Source organism: Halomonas sp. 113 (assembly GCF_904067645.1).
Lineage (GTDB): Bacteria > Pseudomonadota > Gammaproteobacteria > Pseudomonadales > Halomonadaceae > Vreelandella > Vreelandella titanicae.
Window position 1 is genome coordinate 4,448,972 of the sequence record NZ_LR881453.1, and the last position, 16,387, is coordinate 4,465,358.

A 16,387-nucleotide genomic window follows, 5' to 3' on the forward strand; every position below is an offset into this window, starting at 1 on the left:
ACAGAGCTATTCTTACAAAGAACCATGCTGAAAAAAACAGCGTCACACGACTCCTTGGCTGCGCAGGTAGTCATCGTAGCTGCCGCTGAAATCGACAATGCCTTCCGGCTGCATATCAATAATGCGCGTGGCCAGTGACGAGACGAACTCACGGTCGTGGCTCACAAACATCAGCGTGCCGGGGTAGTTCTCCAGGGCCAGGTTCAACGCCTCGATAGACTCCATATCCAAGTGGTTAGTCGGCTCATCCATCAGCATTACGTTGGGCTGAGTAAGGATTAACTTACCAAACAGCATGCGCCCCTGCTCGCCACCGGAAATGACCTTCACCGATTTTCCAATATCGTCGCTGGAAAACAGCATCCGCCCCAGAGCACCGCGAACCACCTGCTCGCCACCTTGAGTCCATGCTGACATCCACTCAAACAACGTGGCATCGACGGCAAAGTCGTCGCTGTGATCCTGAGCAAAAACCCCCACTTCAGCGGCTTCGGTCCACTTCACTTCGCCCGCGTCCGGGTGTAACTCGCCCGCCAGGGTTTTCAGCAGCGTGGTTTTGCCGATGCCGTTGGGGCCGATAATAGCAATGCGCTCACCGGCTTCCACGGTCATGGAAAGACGCTCGAACAGCGGCTTGTCGCCCTCATAGCTCTTGGTAATGCCGTCCACGTTGACGGCATTACGGTGGATTTTCTTCGCCTGATCAAAGCGGATAAAGGGGCTTACGCGGCTGGAAGGCTTGATATCTTCCAGTTTGATTTTATCGATTTGACGCGCTCTAGACGTAGCCTGCTTAGCTTTCGAGGCGTTAGCGGAGAAGCGGCTCACGAACTGCTGCAGCTCGGCAATCTGGGCCTTTTTCTTGGCGTTATCCGAGTGCTGACGCTCGCGAACGGCGGTGGCGGCGGTCATGTAATCATCGTAGTTACCCGGGAACAGGGTGATTTCACCGTAATCCAGATCTGCCATATGGGTACAAACGCTGTTCAGGAAGTGGCGGTCGTGGGAGATGATGATCATGGTGCTGCTGCGCGCTTTAAGAATATCTTCCAGCCAGCGGATGGTGTTGATATCCAGGTGGTTGGTCGGCTCATCCAGCAACAGTACATCCGGGTCAGCGAATAGCGCCTGGGCGAGCAGCACGCGCAGCTTCCAGCCGGGAGAAACTTCGCTCATCGGGCCCGTGTGTTGCTCAATGGGAATTCCCAGACCTAGCAGCAGTTCGCCTGCGCGGGGCTCGGCGGTGTAGCCGTCCAGCTCGGCGAAGCGCACTTCCAGGTCAGCGACGGCCATGCCGTCCTCTTCGCTCATCTCTGCCAGGGAGTAAATGCGTTCACGCTCAGCGGCGACCGACCAGAGCTCTACATTGCCCATGATGACGGTATCGATCACCCGCTCGTTTTCAAACGCAAACTGATCCTGACGCAGCTTACCCAGCCGTGTACTGCTATCCAGCATCACCTGGCCGGAAGTGGGCTCCAAATCGCCACCGAGAATTTTCATAAAGGTGGATTTGCCGCAGCCGTTCGCGCCAATCAGGCCGTAACGGTTGCCGTTATTGAATTTAACGGAGACATTTTCAAACAGGGGCTTGGCCCCAAACTGCATGGTGATATTGGCGGTAGCGATCACAAAAGGAGCCCTGGTTAGCGCATTGTCAGTAACGACGACAGCTTACAACGAATAGAAAGGCTCGCGATTCTACGCGCTATTAGGCGTGTATTCACCCATCAAACCCTAGTGGCGTCAGGCGATTGCCAGGATATCGAGTAGAAAGCGTTCATCATCAAGCGCTTGGCGCAGCCGCGAGTGCAATATATCAACGATCCCTTGATGCTCCCCCACCAGCTTCGTCGTGGTAATGGAAAGCCCTGGATACTGCTGTTCAGCCGCTGCACAAATCTCGGCAATATCGCCGCCCTCCCCGGCGTGGCGCCCCGGCGAAAGAAACAGCATCGCCAGGATCACCGAGCCTATCTTAAACTCGGGTAGCGCCAGCAAGTTTTCCAGCAGTGGCTCATTAAAGCGGTACTCATCGCCCTCGCGCCGCTCCATGGAGGCAGCGGCAACACACGCTACGTCATCGGCTAGCAGCACGCTAAGCTGCCCCGCCAGGCGGTTGCGTACGGCGGTAACCTCAGGAATCGGGCTGCCGTGATCCACCAGCGCCACATGCGGTTTAGTACCTGGGCGAAGCTTGTCGCGCACGTTATCGGCCAGCAGATGGGCTAAACGCAGGTCGTTATCGCCGAACTCATCCACTAAGGGCTGGGCTACCCGCACCTTAACGTGGGGAAAGCGCTCCTGCAGCGTGGCCATGCGCTCGGGCAGATAACCCGTCAGCGCTTTGCTGGGGCCAAAAAAGAACGGTAGCACGATAATCTCCGTTGCCCCCTGTTCGGCACTGCGTTCCGCGGCGGGGCCAAGGGTAGTGGCGGGAATACCTCCCACCTCATCCGCAGGAATCTTATTGGAGTGCAGCAGCGAGGCCGCCTGCACGGTTTCGCCTACAAGCCCGCTAAGCGAAGCCGCCACGCGGCGTAAATTCAGCGTTGCCTGCGCTCGTAGCGAGCCGTTATCCACCAGAAAAATCGCGCGCATGGCTGCCTCCAGTCGTGGTCTTGACAATCGTGTGGGTGATCAACCGTGACATGTTAAGATGGTGGTTTTACACCGTCGTTGGCCCCCATGTTACTTGAAAAATGTGCCTTAAAAACGCTGCCTGATACCGATGCTTGATACCACTGCACTTAACCAGCAAAGAAACTTCTTCGAAGGCCATGCGGCGATATGGCTATTCGGCTACGGCTCACTGATTTGGAAGGCTGACTTTGCCTACCTGGAGCGCCGCCCGGCGTATATACACGGCTGGGAGCGGCGATTTTGGCAGGGCTCCCATGATCACCGCGGCACGCCTGAAGCGCCTGGGCGGGTGGCAACGCTGATCCGCGCCAAAGATTCGATTTGCCACGGCATGGCCTACCGCATTGCCCCGGAAGTGCTCGCGCCGTTGGATGTGCGGGAGAAGAACGGCTATTTGCGGGAAAAAGTACCGCTGACGTTTATGGACGAGAAAGGCAACGGAACCGAACAGAGCGAAGGGCTTATTTATCTGGCCAGCGATGACAATCCGGCCTTTTTGGGCGACGCGCCGCTTGATGAGATCGCCCAGCAAATTGCCAACGCCCATGGGCCCAGCGGCCCCAACCGCGACTACTTGGTCAACCTCGCCGTGGCGCTGCGGGAACTAGGCGCCAAAGATGCCCATATCTTTGCTCTGGAACAACAGCTGAGCCAATTTTAACATTACCAGTAGCGCGGATAACGGCGGTGACGGGCAAGGTTATTGACCAATATGGCGATTACCAGCATCACTATACTGCCCGCTCCGATTGGCAAAAGAGGATACCACCACCCCAGTTGATGAACGCTGGCACCCCCGCCTACCGCAATCAGAGCCGCCGCGGCTCCTGGTGGGTGAACAGTATGGGTTAGCTGCATACCCAGCACCGACAGTGATACGGCCAGAGCCATTGAGAGGGGGGTCGCTCCCAGCAGTTGGTAGCAAGCAACGCCAATACCCGCGGAGAGCACGCTGCCAAAGAGTACATGGCTGGGCTGGGCAAAAGGGCTTTCAGGTGCTGCGTAGATGAGCACCGAGGTTGCGCCGAAGGAGCCTACGATGAGCAGTTGTTGTGACAGCCACGCCGAGCTTAACCAGCAAATGACCGCCATACCAGTAAAGGCCCCGACCCATGACCAAAAAGCATCCTGCCAGCCTACCCGGGCACGCTTGACTGGCTGCCCCCGCATCTTGCCAAGATAAGTTTTCATTACACTCGCTTTGCACAAAATGAGTGCAAATGATGCCAAAATGCACCAAATAAGCAAATGACAATCTATCATGCCCCTGATGAAACTGACTCAAGGGCAACGCGATTGCTCATCATCAGTGTATGGGGTGTTAACCAAGGAGAGAAACGGGGGCATTATTTTATGACATTTTTTATAAACAATACCCGAGCTCGTTCGTCATACTATATAGAGGGATCAAACAGCTTAACTTCGCGTATATCGACCTGCTCCTAGACACGCTCAGTCATATAAGGCTCTTGCGCCAGCCAAGCCTCTAAATCTTCTCGAGTAGCAAATCTGAAATGTGCATTTGAACCGATCATTTTACCTTCATCGTTCAGCACTACCCCACCACTTACGAAATTACCCGACCGATAGAGATTACGCAGTCCTTCCAGGTGCAGCTCGCGACAAGCCAGGCGGCGGTTTAAGGCCCCCTCATCGGTGTAATCATAGGCGATCAACGCAAACTGCTTCATCTACTCCTCCTCTCAGTGTGTCTACATCATCAACCACGAAAGAATAAACAGCCCCAATACGGTACGTACAATACCGCCGATTATCGAGCCTCGCAGAAAAGCGCGCAAACCGCCCCACAGAATCAGCAGCCCAATCACTAAGACAGCAATGCTGAAAAAGGAATCACTGATTCCCAGCGAACGCGTCAGGCCATCGATGAAATCGCCGAACGCACCGAAGAAGTTGGTGAAAATGCCCAGCAGAAACTCCACCACCACGCGGATGGCTTCACCGATAGTTTCGCCAATTTCGTCAAAAAAGCCGTTTGTCTGCATCGCGTTTGCTTGCATCGATAGTACCCGTGACTGAGAAGGATAAGCGGCATTGTCGGTTAAATACGCTGACTGAGCAAAGCAGGATCCATCCCTCCCCCTCTTCGCCTTCCGTTTTTAGCGACTTTTCCGTCCAGCAACTACTCCGTCCAGCAACTATGCTCTCATAAACGCTCCAAAATATATGAGCCGTAAAACGTTCGTTTAAACAATCACCCTTATCGTCGTTACGCGCTAGGTGCCTGCCATGAACCATCATTACCCCCTGGCCGATCAACTCCAAGCTAGCACTCACCAGGTAGAAAACCAGCCGCCACCGCTGGAAAGCTACAATAGCTACACAGCTGATCGCGTTCTTCAGGAAGGCGTTAACCGTGAAAGCGGGTCTGACGACGATGCCCCACTCAAGACGTTTGGCCAGTGGGCGGGCTCTGCTGAGGCGATTGCCTTGGGGGTTGAGGCCAACCGTTACTCCCCCCAGTTAGTGACCCACGACCAGCAAGGCCATCGGGTCGATTTGATCGAGTTTCATCCCGCCTATCATCAGCTTATGCAAACGGCGATAGAGCACGGCTTGCATGCTAGCCCCTGGCGAACCCCTCGGACCGGTGCGCATGTTTATCGGGCCGCCAACTACTTTTTACAGGCCCAGGTAGAAGCGGGCCACGGCTGTCCGATTACCATGACCTTTGCAGCCCTGCCCGCACTGCGCCATCAACCCAGCCTGCTTGAGAGCTGGGGCGATAAAATCACCGCCCCACATTACGACCCGCGCAACGTCCCCTATTTCGAGAAACAGGGCCTCACTCTGGGCATGGCAATGACCGAAAAGCAGGGCGGCTCCGATGTGCGTTTGAACACCACCCGCGCCTACCCGATTGATCAAGGCGGGCCGGGGGAAGCTTTTGAGCTGGTGGGGCATAAATGGTTTGTCTCCGCGCCAATGTGCGATGCATTTCTGGTACTCGCCCAGGCGCCCAGTGGCTTGAGCTGTTTCTTGCTGCCACGCTGGCGGCCCGACGGCAGTAAGAACCCGCTTCATATACAGCAGCTAAAACGTAAAATGGGCAATGTATCGAATGCTTCCAGCGAGACCGAGCTGCGGGGCGCCTTTGCCTGGATGGTGGGCGATGAAGGCCGCGGCGTGCGCACCATCATCGAGATGGTCGCCATGACCCGCTACGACTGCATGATTGGTTCAGCTGCCGGAATGCGCCAAGCCACCGCCCAGGCCATTCATCACGCCTCTCATCGGCATGCCTTTGGGAAGCGGCTCAGCGAGCAGCCGCTGATGCAAAATGTGCTCGCTGACTTGGCTATTGAGAGCGAAGCCGCCACCACCTTAATGCTGCGTATGGCCCGCGCCATGGATCATCAGGACAACGAGCATGAGCGCCTGCTTTCGCGAATCGCCACCCCTGTGGGCAAGTACTGGATATGTAAACGCACGCCCCACCACGCATACGAGGCAATGGAGGTGATTGGTGGAAGCGGCGTCATGGAGACCCACATAATGGCGCGCCTGTTTCGCGAGTCGCCCATCAACGCCATTTGGGAAGGCAGCGGAAATGTGCAGTGCTTGGATATCCTGCGCGCGATTGAAAAACAGCCCGAAGTACTCGACGCCTACTTCGCCGAACTCGGCCTTTCACAGGGCGCCAATGGGCATCTTGACCGTTTTATCCACCAATTACAGCGGCAGATGCAGGATACTCAAACGCTCCAGTACCGCGCCCGCCAACTGGCGGACGGCATGGCCCTAGCGTTACAGGGCGCCCTGCTGGTTCAGCACGCCCCCGCTTATGTGGCCGATGCATTCTGCGCTGGTCGCCTTGCCGACCGCAGTGGCCTCAATACAGGCACGCTACCCACCGGGCTGGATTGCGCGGCAATCATCCAGCGTGCCCGGCCCGTGGAATAACACCCTTGGAGTGAGTCCTTGGAATAAGCCCCGTGGAATAAGCGTTCACGACTATGGCCGTCTTCCAGGCTAAAACCGATCGCGTAAAACTAATCACATTAAAAAACTATTTACATTAAGAGCCAGCAATAATGTGATAGCGGGTAAGATATAAAACACTCCACTACAGGCGTGTTTTATGCTTAACCAGCGTGCATTAACCTACCTCAATGAAGTGATTCGCCGCGGCTCGCTCAGGCGCGCCGCGGCCCACCTGAATGTCGATGCTTCTGCCGTTAGCCGCCAACTAAAAGCACTAGAAGAAGAGTTGGATACCCAGCTATGCGAGCGGCACGGAAGAGGGATGCGCGCAACCGCAGCGGGCCAGCTACTGGTGCACCATTTTCATGCCCAGCGGGCTTCAGAAGAAGCGGTGCTTTCCCAGCTAATGGCACTTCAAAGCCTAACGAAAGGGGAAGTTCGTATTGCCGTGGGAGAAGGGTTTATCGCTGACCTGATCGCCGCACCGTTAGGCACTTTTATGTCAGCGTTTTCCGGTATCAATGTCGAAATTCGCATGGCGGGTGTCAACGAAGCGATGTCGTTACTCAAAGATCGTGAAGTGGATATAGCGCTACTTTATGCACCGCCGGTAGACCCGCAACTTTTCTGCCACGTGGAAACGCGCCAGCCGCTCGATGTGATTGTGCCCCCCAATCACCCACTAAGTGATCTTAACCGCCCGGTAACCCTGCATGACTTAAAGGGGTGGCCCCTGGCGTTAATGGACAATCCTTTTGGTATGCGGCAAATGGTCAATATGGTGGCCCACCAGGAGCGCATTCATCTTGAAGCACGCCTGCACACCAACTCTGTTTCGGTGTTAAAGAATTTCGTCCGCTCAGGCATCGGCGTTACGTTTATGCCCGAACTCACCGTAGCGGATGAGATTGAGCGCGGTGAGATCTTCACACTACCCATGCAGTACCCGGTGATGAACGGTACGCGGGCACAAATTGTTAGCCTGAAAGGGCAGGAACTCCCGGTCGCCTCAATCACTTGCATCGATCATTTGCACAAAGGCATGCGCTTTTTCTCCGCCGATGCACCACGACTGTTGCAATAAAAGCCACAGTTTAGGTATTGCATAGTCAACACCTCAATACATAGTCTTCTAGTAAGCACTCCTTATAAATCCAATAACGCGCCCTTAGCGCCTCATAGCTCACGACAATAAACCAGGAGACTTACGATGTTTACTCAGCACTTTTCACCCAAACGACTCATCTCGGCTTGCCTGATTGGCTCTGCCATGATGGCAGGAAACACTCTTGCAGCTACCACCATTAATCTGAGTTACAACGGTGCCCCAGATCCCGAAAAGAATGCTGTCCACGTCTTTGCAGAGAACCTTAAAACGTTGGTAGACGAAAAAACTGACGGTGAGATACAGCTTGAGCTCTACCCGAATAGCATGCTGGGTGATGAAGAGGAGCGCATGGAACAAACCATGAATACGCCCATGCTCAACGTGGCGTCATTTGCAGGCGTCTCTCCTCTCGTTGATGAGATCTTCGTCAGCGCTATTCCGTTTCTGTTCGACGACTTTGCGGCGGCGCGTAGCTTCTTCGATGAAGGAGAGTATTGGCAGGAAGTCAGTAATGCTCTGCAGGAGCGTGCCGGTATCGATATGCTGGCGGTCGTCGAAGAGGGGGGCTTCCTGGCATTCACCAACAATGAACGGCCTATCAGCCACCCGGACGACTTCGAAGGGCTGCGTTTCCGGGCCATGGATCCCAGCCAGGTAGCCCTCTATGAATCCTTCGGTGCCTCCGGTACTCCCATTCCCTGGACAGAGACCTACATGGGACTGCGTACAGGAGTGGCCGACGGCCAGATGAACCCGCCGATGTATATCATCCTGGGCAGCCTCTACGAAGTGCAGGATTACCTGACCCTAGCCAATATCCAATACTCCGATCAGTTCCTGGTGGGCAATAGCGACATGATCGCAGGTTGGGACGATGAGCTTCGCAGCACCTTTATGGAGGCCGTCTCCGAAGCTAATCACAATGCCCGTGAGCACAACGAGGAACAGGTTGAGGCACGTATCGCCTACCTGGAAGAGCAAGGTATGGAAGTGATTCGCCCTTCTGAAGAGGAGCTCACCGCTTTCCGCGACATTGGACAGCCCGCCTATCTTGAGTGGCTCGAAGAACGTGATATCGAGCAACGCTGGATCGATATGGCCCTGGAAGATGCAGGCATGAGCGAACTGCTCGACTAACGGCTGTTAACAACAGGGGCTGGTACCTTACCGGCCCCCTAATTTCCAGTACTTAATATCCCAGTACTGAATGTTCTAGTGCTTAACGTTTCTGTGCTTCCTGGAAGGCTGCCATGTTTAATACGCTTCGATCCCGTCTACTGGCGATCAGCCGCCCGGTGTCCCTAACCCTGGCGAGCGCGCTGCTATGCCTCAATGTTGCGGCCATATTGTATGGGGTGTTTGCCCGCTACATCGTCGGTGGTGCCCCTATTTGGACAGATGAGATATCGCGATTTTTGATTATCGCCACCGTGATGCTCGCGGCTGGCACCGTCTGGTCGGAAGGGGGTCACATGCGCGTTGGTCTGTTGGAGAAGCTACTGCCACCCCCTCTCGCGCGTTTGCTGAACGTGTACCAGTGGCTGCTCACCCTGCTGATTGCAGCGGGGGGGGCCTGGGTCAGCTATCGCTATGCACTCTCGGTCAGCATGTTTACCACCTCAGGGCTTGGCATTAGCCGCACGGTGCCCCTCCTCTCGCTACCCGTTGGCTTTTTATTACTGGCTTGGCATGCGCTTCTCTATGGCCCCGCGCCACTTAAAACCGTTGAGGACTCTCCATCCACAACCGTTGAGGACTCCTTATGATTGTGACGATGCTGGTGGTTTTCCTCGGCCACGTTTTGCTTGGGCTTCCTCTGTTCATCGCACTGCTGACCACGGCGATAGTAGGCTTTCTGTTTGTCGACCCCTCGATGATTCCACGTATGCTGCCCCAGCAATTCTTTGGCGGTATCAATGTGTTCTCCTTGATGGCTATTCCGTTATTCATCTTCGCTGGCAACCTGATGAACGTCAGCGGCTTAACCGAGCGCCTGATGGGGTTCGCCCGCCTGATAGTGGGGCACTTGCGGGGCGGCATGGGCCACGTCAACGTGGTGTCGAGCGTGTTCTTCGCAGGCGTCAATGGCTCAGCGGTGGCGGATACCTCGGCACTGGGGTCGCTGTTAGTACCTGCCATGGAGAAGGAGGGCTACTCAAGGGCTTTTGCCGCTGGGTTGACCGCCGGTAGCTCGCTGATCGGCCCGATTATTCCACCCAGTATCTTTATGATCCTCTACGCCTCACTGACCAACACCTCAGTAGGCGATCTATTTCTGGCGGGCGTAGTACCAGGTCTGCTGCTGGGGGTTGCCTTTATGGGCATGAACGCCTGGTATGCCTGGCGCCACCGATTACCCAAAAGTGGCCAGTTGCCCTCAATCGGCCAACTTGGCATAGCCTTCGCGGCCGCTCTGCCCGCGCTTATCGCTCCCTTTATTATTGTTGCTGGCATCGTGCTGGGCTTTGTGACGCCTACAGAATCTGGCGCGTTGACAGCGCTGTATGTGGCCTTATGTGGCTTTGTGCTGGGAGGGTTACGCTTTAAAGAGTGCTGGCAAGCCATCCTTGATACGGCACGCTTAACCTCGGCGATTTTTCTCATCATGGCGGCCTCGGCGACGATTAGCTGGCTGCTCTCCTATGCGCAAGTACCTGCGCAGTTTGTATCCCTGCTATCACCCTACGTGGACAATAGCGTGGTTATTTTATTACTGCTTAGTGCAATCACCTTCATCACGGGCATGTTTATGGAGGAGGTGTCGGCATTGATGCTACTGACGCCGATCTTTGCGCCGGTGGCTATGATGGCGGGTATAGACCCCATTCATCTGGGCGTCATCATCACACTGAACATTACCATTGCATTGATCACGCCACCGCTGGGCGCCTGTGTGTTCGTGGCCGCCGCGGTTAGTCGGCTTGAGATAGTGTCGCTATTTAGAACCATTTGGCCCTTTGTGCTGACGGCGATTGCGGTGCTTATTCTATTAATCCTTTTTCCATCGCTGACGCTATGGCTGCCTACTCAGTTTTGACAACTAGTTTTAATAACCAGCTTGGATAACACTCTGCTTGGATAACATAATGCCTTTGAGCACACTATTGAAGGCCTTGCCGCCTATACCCAGCCATTCAGCTCCCTGCTGGGAACAGCTGCGCCGCGCGCCTATCGAAGATAACGGCGAGCGCTTGGTACCGATGAGCCTCGCCCCGGCACCGGTCAGCGTGTTCCCCGCCTATGCTCGGCTGGGTATTCCGGGTGCGGTGCCGGAGTGTTTCGTTCGTGAGGGGGTTTATCGGGCGCTGCTCGCTGCGGCACGTAGCTTACCCGAGGGCATCGGGTTGATCGTACTGGATGGCTGGCGGCCATGGCGGGTGCAGCAGTACTTGTTTGATACCCTGCATGAAGCCATCCACCACCACCATCCAGACCTCAGCGAAGCGGAGCTATTGGAGCGTACAAGAGAGTTCGTATCGGTACCCAGTCGCGACCCTTTAGCCCCCAGCCCGCACCTCACCGGCGGCGCCGTCGATGTCACGCTTTGCGATGCCGATGGCCTGCCACTGGATATGGGCACCCTGTTTGACGAGGCGCTTCCCGCCTCCCATAGCGACTATTTCGAAAAGCTGGAAATGCTTACCCCGCAGCAACATAAGGCGCGGGATAACCGCCGCCTGCTCTATCACACCCTGCAGCAGCAAGGCTTCACCAACCTGCCCAGCGAGTGGTGGCACTTCGATTATGGCGATCAATTATGGGCCTACTACGGGCCGCATGATCATGCACAGTACGGCCCGGCAGAACTGGATACCATAGAGAACCGCTGGCGCAGGCAGTTGGGGTAATGATCTAGCCAGCGCCAGATTCAGTGTGCTCACACCGCAGGCGCTTCAAGTTCCAGAAAGCGCCGTACTCGGTCGGTTTTAGGGTTCTCAAAGAACTTGCTGGGGTGGGATTTTTCAATGATGATGCCTTTGTCGAGAAAGACCACTTGATCGGAGACTGCCCGGGCAAACTCCATTTCGTGGGTCACCAGTACCATGGTGTAGCCTTCTTTGGAGAGGTCTTTGATCACCCCAAGCACTTCCCCCACCAGCTCGGGGTCGAGGGCTGAAGTGGGCTCATCGAACAGCATCACCTTAGGCTGCATGGCGAGTGCCCGCGCAATCGCTACCCGCTGTTTCTGACCACCAGAGAGTGTGTAGGGATATTGCTCACGCTTGTCGGCCATGCCGACTTTTTCGAGCAGCGCCATGGCCCGCGCGCCAGCCTCGGTTTTGCTTAGCCCCTGAACATGAATAGGCGCCTCGGTGACATTGCGCAGCACGCTTAAATGAGGCCAGAGGTTAAAGCCTTGGAACACCATGCCCAAGCGCGCGCGCATGCCTGCCAGCTCACGGCGCGACATGTGTTTTCCAGTGTCACTCACGCCAATGCGATCACCAGCAATACGGATGTCGCCCCAGTCGGGTTGCTCAAGCCAGTTAATGCAGCGTAGCAGGGTAGATTTACCCGAACCCGATGAGCCCAAAATACTCACCACTTCGCCGGGCTGAACTTCCAGCGATACATCCCGCAGCACTTCGGTGCCATCGAAGCTTTTGGAAAGGTTACGAATACTAACAGCAGCGGTCTCAGGCATTTTCGAATCCTCGCTTGGCGCCAAAACGGCCAATCATTTTGATAAATAGTTCTAAACCAATACTGATCAGCCAGTAGAAGCCGATCACCACGATGAACGCTTCCATGGGAATGAAGTAGGTGCTCGACAGGCTGCTCGCCGCCGCGGTGAGTTCGCGCATGGTGATGATCACCAGAAAGGCGGTGTCTTTGAGTAGGATAATCAACTGATTACCCAATAAGCCGCGGGTTTTCAAAATCAGCTGCGGCAAGATAATGCGCATAAACATTTGGGGCTGCGAGAACCCTTGGGCGATTGCTGCCTCTACCTGCCCTTGGGCGAAGGTAGCGCGGCAGCCGCGCAGAATCTCCGCGAAGTATGCGCCATGGTAGATCACCAGGGCGATAATCCCGGCCGTCCAGGCACTCATGCGGATGCCTGCACTAGGTAAGCCGTAATACAGCAGGTAGGCCAGGATCAAAAATGGCAGCATACGCATGCCATCGATAAAAATCCGCAGCGGAACCTTTAACCGTGGGCGGGAACCCTCCAATAAAAACACCATGGCGCTGCCCATTAAAAAAGCCAAGACAGCGGATAAACCAAATAGCTTTAAGGTGTTATAAAAACCACTTAAAAACACATCGTAAGATGACCAAAGAATTTCCCAGTTGCTCATAGAGACTCCCTAAACGACCACCTTAAACGGCCAGCCGGCTGGCTTTACGCTCAGCCACACGTTGAAACCACACCAACAGACTGATAATCAGCATATACAGCGCCGCAGCCGCTAAAATGGGTGGCAGTGGGTCGTAGGTCACCGCCGAAATACGGTTGGTCACACGGGTCAGGTCGACGACGCCGATGACCGCAATAGCGGGGCTGCCTTTAATCAGAAATGACATTTCATTCACCAAGCCCGGCAGGCTGGTAATGGTGATTTGTGGCAGCATAATACGGCGGAAATAGACCCACGGTGTCATACCGATGGCCAGGGCCGCTTCACGCTGCTCTTTGGAGAAGTTGTTAAAGGCAGAGCGCCAGATTTCAGCGTTAAAAGCAGTGGTATTGAGGGTTAACGCGATAATACCGGCCACATTGCGGTTGAGGTTAACGCCCATGGTCGGCGCGGTTAAGAAGATAAACAGCACCAGCGTCACCAGCGGCGTTGCCCGCGCCAAGCTAATGTAGACGCCTAGCAATTGATGCAAAACGGGAATTTTGGCCACCCTAAGCAATGCAATCAAAAGCCCCATTACCACACCGATGGCAATGGAGATGCCGGATATCCAAAGCGTTGTCCAGGCGCCCTGGATGAGAAGCCCCCATGCGCTACTGTCCATGCTCACCCCCTAATTCGCGATAAGAAAACCGCCGCCCAGGCTGGGCGGCAGGCGAATGTGATGGCTTACATACCGGCCATTTCGTGGAACTCTTCCACTGAGGTGATAGGGGTTGTCGGCAGGTCATCAAAGGACTCGCCAAACCACTTTTCCTGCAGCTCGGCCAGGTGGCCAGAATCACGCAGGTGGCTCATAAAGTCGGTGATATAGGTCAGTAGTTGTGGGCTGTCTTTAGGCATCGGCCAGGCCACGAAGCCTGGACCGGAGACGGCTTGACCAGCTTCAAATACGTCAGAACGCTCACGGATCAGATCATTAACCGGCACGATAGAGTTAATCACGTAATCGACACGACCGTTGGCCAGGTCAGCGTAGATTTCTGGATAGGCCTCATACTCCATCACGTCGCCCAGCTCGCCACCGCTCTCTTCCAGCATGACCTCCAACTCTGGTAGGCGCGATAGCAGGGCACTGCCCGCCTGAACACCCAGCGTCATACCGCTTAAGTCTTCAATGCTGTTGATACGCTCATCACCTGCCCGCTTGATGTAAAAGTGCTGTGCCGATGCAAACGGCGGCGCGTAGTTAAATACCCGCAGGCGTTCGTCGGTCACCGACGCGCCGGTAAGTGCCATGTCGTATTGGCCCGATGAAACCGAGGCCAAAAGCCCCGTCCAAGGCAAAATATCCTGGCGGATCTCGAAGTCAGAGTACTCCTCCAGTTCAATCAATATATCTTTGATAAAGCCATCGGGGTCGCTGCCACTCATAAAGTTGAACGGCGCGTAGTTATCTTCGGTGGCCACGCTCATATAGCCACGGCTCTCTATTTCATCTAAATCCGCAGCGGAAACGGTCAGTGACGCACTTAAAGCAAGCGCGCCGATGCTTATTGCGGAGGCTAAGGCAGCTATTTTTTTCATCGTCTGATATCCCCTAGGTTTTCAAAAATACGCTTTTAAAAAATACGTTTTAGAAAAAGCAGTCAAAACATCGCTCGCCCACTGTTTGCAGAAGCTGACTTCACCCTAGATTTTTATCCTCTCTGCGATTAGAGCCAGTTAGCGCAAATTAAAAGGACAGTTACCGATAGCCGCTGCCAACAACAGAGCTGGCACGAAAGATGCTTTGTTTAAGGAGAGATGCTTGAGTGAATGGGCTAGATGGCCAGGGTTTTGAAGAGGAGATGTGCATGACATCACTGTGTCTTGAGGTCGACCCTAACACTGGCGCCTGCCTGCAAGAACAACTACGCAAAACGCTGCTGGAAGCGATTCGTATGGGCAGTTTACCCAGCGAGGACGCGCTGCCCTCTTGCCGCAAGCTTTCACAACAGCTGGGTATTTCGCGTAATACGGTGGCGATTGTTTACGAAAAGCTGGTCGAGGATGGCTATTTAATAAGTCGCCCTCGTAGCGGCTACTATTTACACCCTGATTATAGCGACCCTCAATCAACGCTTAGTTCATCACTAACAGCGTTAACCGAAACCAATAACGGCGCAATAAGCGCACCAAACTGGCACAAACGCATTGCTCAGCGCCCTACTAACTACCAAGGAATCCTCAAGCCCGGCAATTGGTCGGAATATGCCTACCCGTTTATTTACGGCCAGTTAGATACGCGACTTTTTCCGTTAGCCCAGTGGCGAGATGTTTCTCGGCGCTTATTGAGTTCGCAACGCGATAAACCCTGGCTGCGCGATCGTATTGACCAGGACGACCCGCTCCTGATTGAGCAATTGCGCAAACGTATTTTGCCGCGCCGGGGAATTTTTGCTCGCTCAGAAGAGATTCTGATCACCATGGGAACGCAAAATGCACTCTATCTGATCGCGCAACTGCTCTGCCATCGGGGCACTCGCGTGGCGCTAGAATCTCCCGGTTACCGCGAAGCAATGAATGTGTTTGCCCAGCGCGGTGCCTGCCTGCAGTTGCAAACCGTGGATACGGAAGGCATGCGTCTTGAGGGGTCTCAGCAGTGTGACTATCTGTACGTCATGCCCAGTCATCAGGTGCCCACAGGTGTGACCATGAGCCGCGAGAGGCGCGAAGCTCTACTGGCCCAGCTACCCCATCACGACCAAATCGTGATTGAGGATGACTACGACGCCGAGATTCATGGCGACCAGTTCGCGCTGCCAGCCCTCAAAGCCAGCGCGCAGAGCGCGCGAATTATCTACATGGGCAGCTTATCCAAGGCGCTCTCGCCTGGGCTGCGCATGGGTTATGTCGTGGCCGATGCTGAAGTGATTGACGAGCTGCGAGCGCTGCGCCGCATGATGTACCGTCACCCACCCGCCGCGTTACAGCACCAGCTGGCACAGTTTATTTCTCAAGGCTATTACGAACGCTACCTAAAGCTCCATGTGGAGGAGATCGACCGGCGGCGCGACACGATGCGGCTCGCTATTGACCAGGCATTGCCCGGCTGCCTCAGCCACAGCAGCAGTCGCTCCAGCGCCTTCTGGATGGAAGCGGATGCGGGCATCGATACTCAGCGGCTAGCCTGGCATGCCGCCCAGCGGGGTGTGTTGATTGAACCCGGCTTCCAGCACTTCTTCGATGCCGCCCCGACGCGGCGCTTTTTCCGGCTAGGGTTTGGCGCCATCGAGAGGGAGCGTATCGACCCAGGCATACAGCGCCTGGGTTTCGCCTACGATAACGCTCTAAGCACTTGAGAACGGGTACTTTAACAACGGGCACTTAAAACGGGCATTTAAAA

17 protein-coding genes are annotated in these 16,387 nt (G+C 55.1%); 8 read left to right on the top strand and 9 right to left on the bottom strand.

What is annotated here, in order from left to right:
• Nucleotides 1–42 precede the first annotated feature (42 nt).
• Nucleotides 43–1,632 carry an ABC-F family ATPase gene (locus tag YERSI8AC_RS20855; protein WP_022521655.1) on the bottom strand — a complete coding sequence of 530 codons (1,590 nt, stop codon included), beginning with the start codon at nucleotides 1,630–1,632 and terminating at the stop codon, nucleotides 43–45.
• 114 nt (nucleotides 1,633–1,746) lie between these two features.
• Nucleotides 1,747–2,601 carry a sirohydrochlorin chelatase gene (locus YERSI8AC_RS20860; protein ID WP_159177465.1) on the bottom strand — a complete coding sequence of 285 codons (855 nt, stop codon included), beginning with the start codon at nucleotides 2,599–2,601 and terminating at the stop codon, nucleotides 1,747–1,749.
• A gap of 130 nt (nucleotides 2,602–2,731) precedes the next feature.
• Between YERSI8AC_RS20860 and YERSI8AC_RS20865 the strand changes: the two genes are divergently transcribed.
• Nucleotides 2,732–3,304, top strand: coding sequence for a gamma-glutamylcyclotransferase (locus tag YERSI8AC_RS20865; protein WP_009285951.1), 573 nt, complete (start codon nucleotides 2,732–2,734; stop codon nucleotides 3,302–3,304).
• Nucleotides 3,305–3,306: 2 nt separating this feature from the next.
• Here YERSI8AC_RS20865 and YERSI8AC_RS20870 read toward each other — a convergent pair whose 3' ends face one another.
• The 3 genes from YERSI8AC_RS20870 to YERSI8AC_RS20880 form a co-directional block, all read right to left on the bottom strand.
• Nucleotides 3,307–3,834 carry an HPP family protein gene (locus tag YERSI8AC_RS20870; RefSeq protein WP_022521653.1) on the bottom strand — a complete coding sequence of 176 codons (528 nt, stop codon included), beginning with the start codon at nucleotides 3,832–3,834 and terminating at the stop codon, nucleotides 3,307–3,309.
• Between the two features lie 251 nt (nucleotides 3,835–4,085).
• Complete coding sequence (locus tag YERSI8AC_RS20875; RefSeq protein WP_159177466.1) at nucleotides 4,086–4,334, bottom strand: YciI family protein; 249 nt, start codon at nucleotides 4,332–4,334, stop codon at nucleotides 4,086–4,088.
• 21 nt (nucleotides 4,335–4,355) lie between these two features.
• Entirely contained in the window at nucleotides 4,356–4,649 is a 294-nt protein-coding gene (locus tag YERSI8AC_RS20880; protein WP_027957100.1) for a hypothetical protein, read from the bottom strand.
• Nucleotides 4,650–4,893: 244 nt separating this feature from the next.
• On the opposite strand from YERSI8AC_RS20880, the gene YERSI8AC_RS20885 reads away from it, so the two are divergent.
• From YERSI8AC_RS20885 to YERSI8AC_RS20910, 6 genes are all read left to right on the top strand, one after another.
• A complete protein-coding gene (locus tag YERSI8AC_RS20885) occupies nucleotides 4,894–6,567 on the top strand; it encodes an isovaleryl-CoA dehydrogenase (protein WP_159177467.1) in 1,674 nt (557 codons plus the stop codon).
• Between the two features lie 178 nt (nucleotides 6,568–6,745).
• Entirely contained in the window at nucleotides 6,746–7,672 is a 927-nt protein-coding gene (locus YERSI8AC_RS20890; RefSeq protein ID WP_009285954.1) for a LysR family transcriptional regulator, read from the top strand.
• A 126-nt stretch (nucleotides 7,673–7,798) separates the two neighbouring features.
• A complete protein-coding gene (gene dctP / locus YERSI8AC_RS20895; RefSeq protein WP_009285955.1) occupies nucleotides 7,799–8,833 on the top strand; it encodes a TRAP transporter substrate-binding protein DctP in 1,035 nt (344 codons plus the stop codon).
• A gap of 113 nt (nucleotides 8,834–8,946) precedes the next feature.
• On the top strand, nucleotides 8,947–9,462 hold the full coding sequence (locus YERSI8AC_RS20900; protein ID WP_159177468.1) for a TRAP transporter small permease: 516 nt from the start codon (nucleotides 8,947–8,949) through the stop codon (nucleotides 9,460–9,462).
• Complete coding sequence (locus YERSI8AC_RS20905) at nucleotides 9,459–10,733, top strand: TRAP transporter large permease (protein WP_022521647.1); 1,275 nt, start codon at nucleotides 9,459–9,461, stop codon at nucleotides 10,731–10,733. Before YERSI8AC_RS20900 ends, YERSI8AC_RS20905 begins: the two co-directional genes overlap by 4 nt.
• A 49-nt stretch (nucleotides 10,734–10,782) precedes the next feature.
• Nucleotides 10,783–11,544, top strand: a complete 762-nt coding sequence (locus YERSI8AC_RS20910; protein ID WP_022521646.1) for a M15 family metallopeptidase — start codon at nucleotides 10,783–10,785, stop codon at nucleotides 11,542–11,544.
• Between the two features lie 29 nt (nucleotides 11,545–11,573).
• Here the strand turns inward: YERSI8AC_RS20910 and YERSI8AC_RS20915 are convergent, their stop codons facing one another.
• The 4 genes from YERSI8AC_RS20915 to YERSI8AC_RS20930 all read right to left on the bottom strand — a co-directional run bounded on the left by YERSI8AC_RS20915 (nucleotide 11,574) and on the right by YERSI8AC_RS20930 (nucleotide 14,586).
• Nucleotides 11,574–12,341, bottom strand: a complete 768-nt coding sequence (locus YERSI8AC_RS20915) for an amino acid ABC transporter ATP-binding protein (protein WP_159177469.1) — start codon at nucleotides 12,339–12,341, stop codon at nucleotides 11,574–11,576.
• Nucleotides 12,334–12,999, bottom strand: a complete 666-nt coding sequence (locus tag YERSI8AC_RS20920; RefSeq protein WP_159177470.1) for an amino acid ABC transporter permease — start codon at nucleotides 12,997–12,999, stop codon at nucleotides 12,334–12,336. Before YERSI8AC_RS20920 ends, YERSI8AC_RS20915 begins: the two co-directional genes overlap by 8 nt.
• 22 nt (nucleotides 13,000–13,021) lie before the next feature.
• Entirely contained in the window at nucleotides 13,022–13,663 is a 642-nt protein-coding gene (locus YERSI8AC_RS20925; RefSeq protein WP_022521643.1) for an amino acid ABC transporter permease, read from the bottom strand.
• Nucleotides 13,664–13,728: 65 nt separating this feature from the next.
• Nucleotides 13,729–14,586, bottom strand: coding sequence for a transporter substrate-binding domain-containing protein (locus YERSI8AC_RS20930; RefSeq protein ID WP_159177471.1), 858 nt, complete (start codon nucleotides 14,584–14,586; stop codon nucleotides 13,729–13,731).
• A 269-nt stretch (nucleotides 14,587–14,855) separates the two neighbouring features.
• Here YERSI8AC_RS20930 and pdxR point away from each other — a divergent pair, with 269 nt between their 5' ends.
• The gene (pdxR, locus tag YERSI8AC_RS20935) at nucleotides 14,856–16,343 is read left to right on the top strand and encodes a MocR-like pyridoxine biosynthesis transcription factor PdxR (protein WP_236557375.1); all 1,488 of its coding nucleotides are present in this window, start codon (nucleotides 14,856–14,858) and stop codon (nucleotides 16,341–16,343) included.
• Nucleotides 16,344–16,387 lie beyond the last annotated feature (44 nt).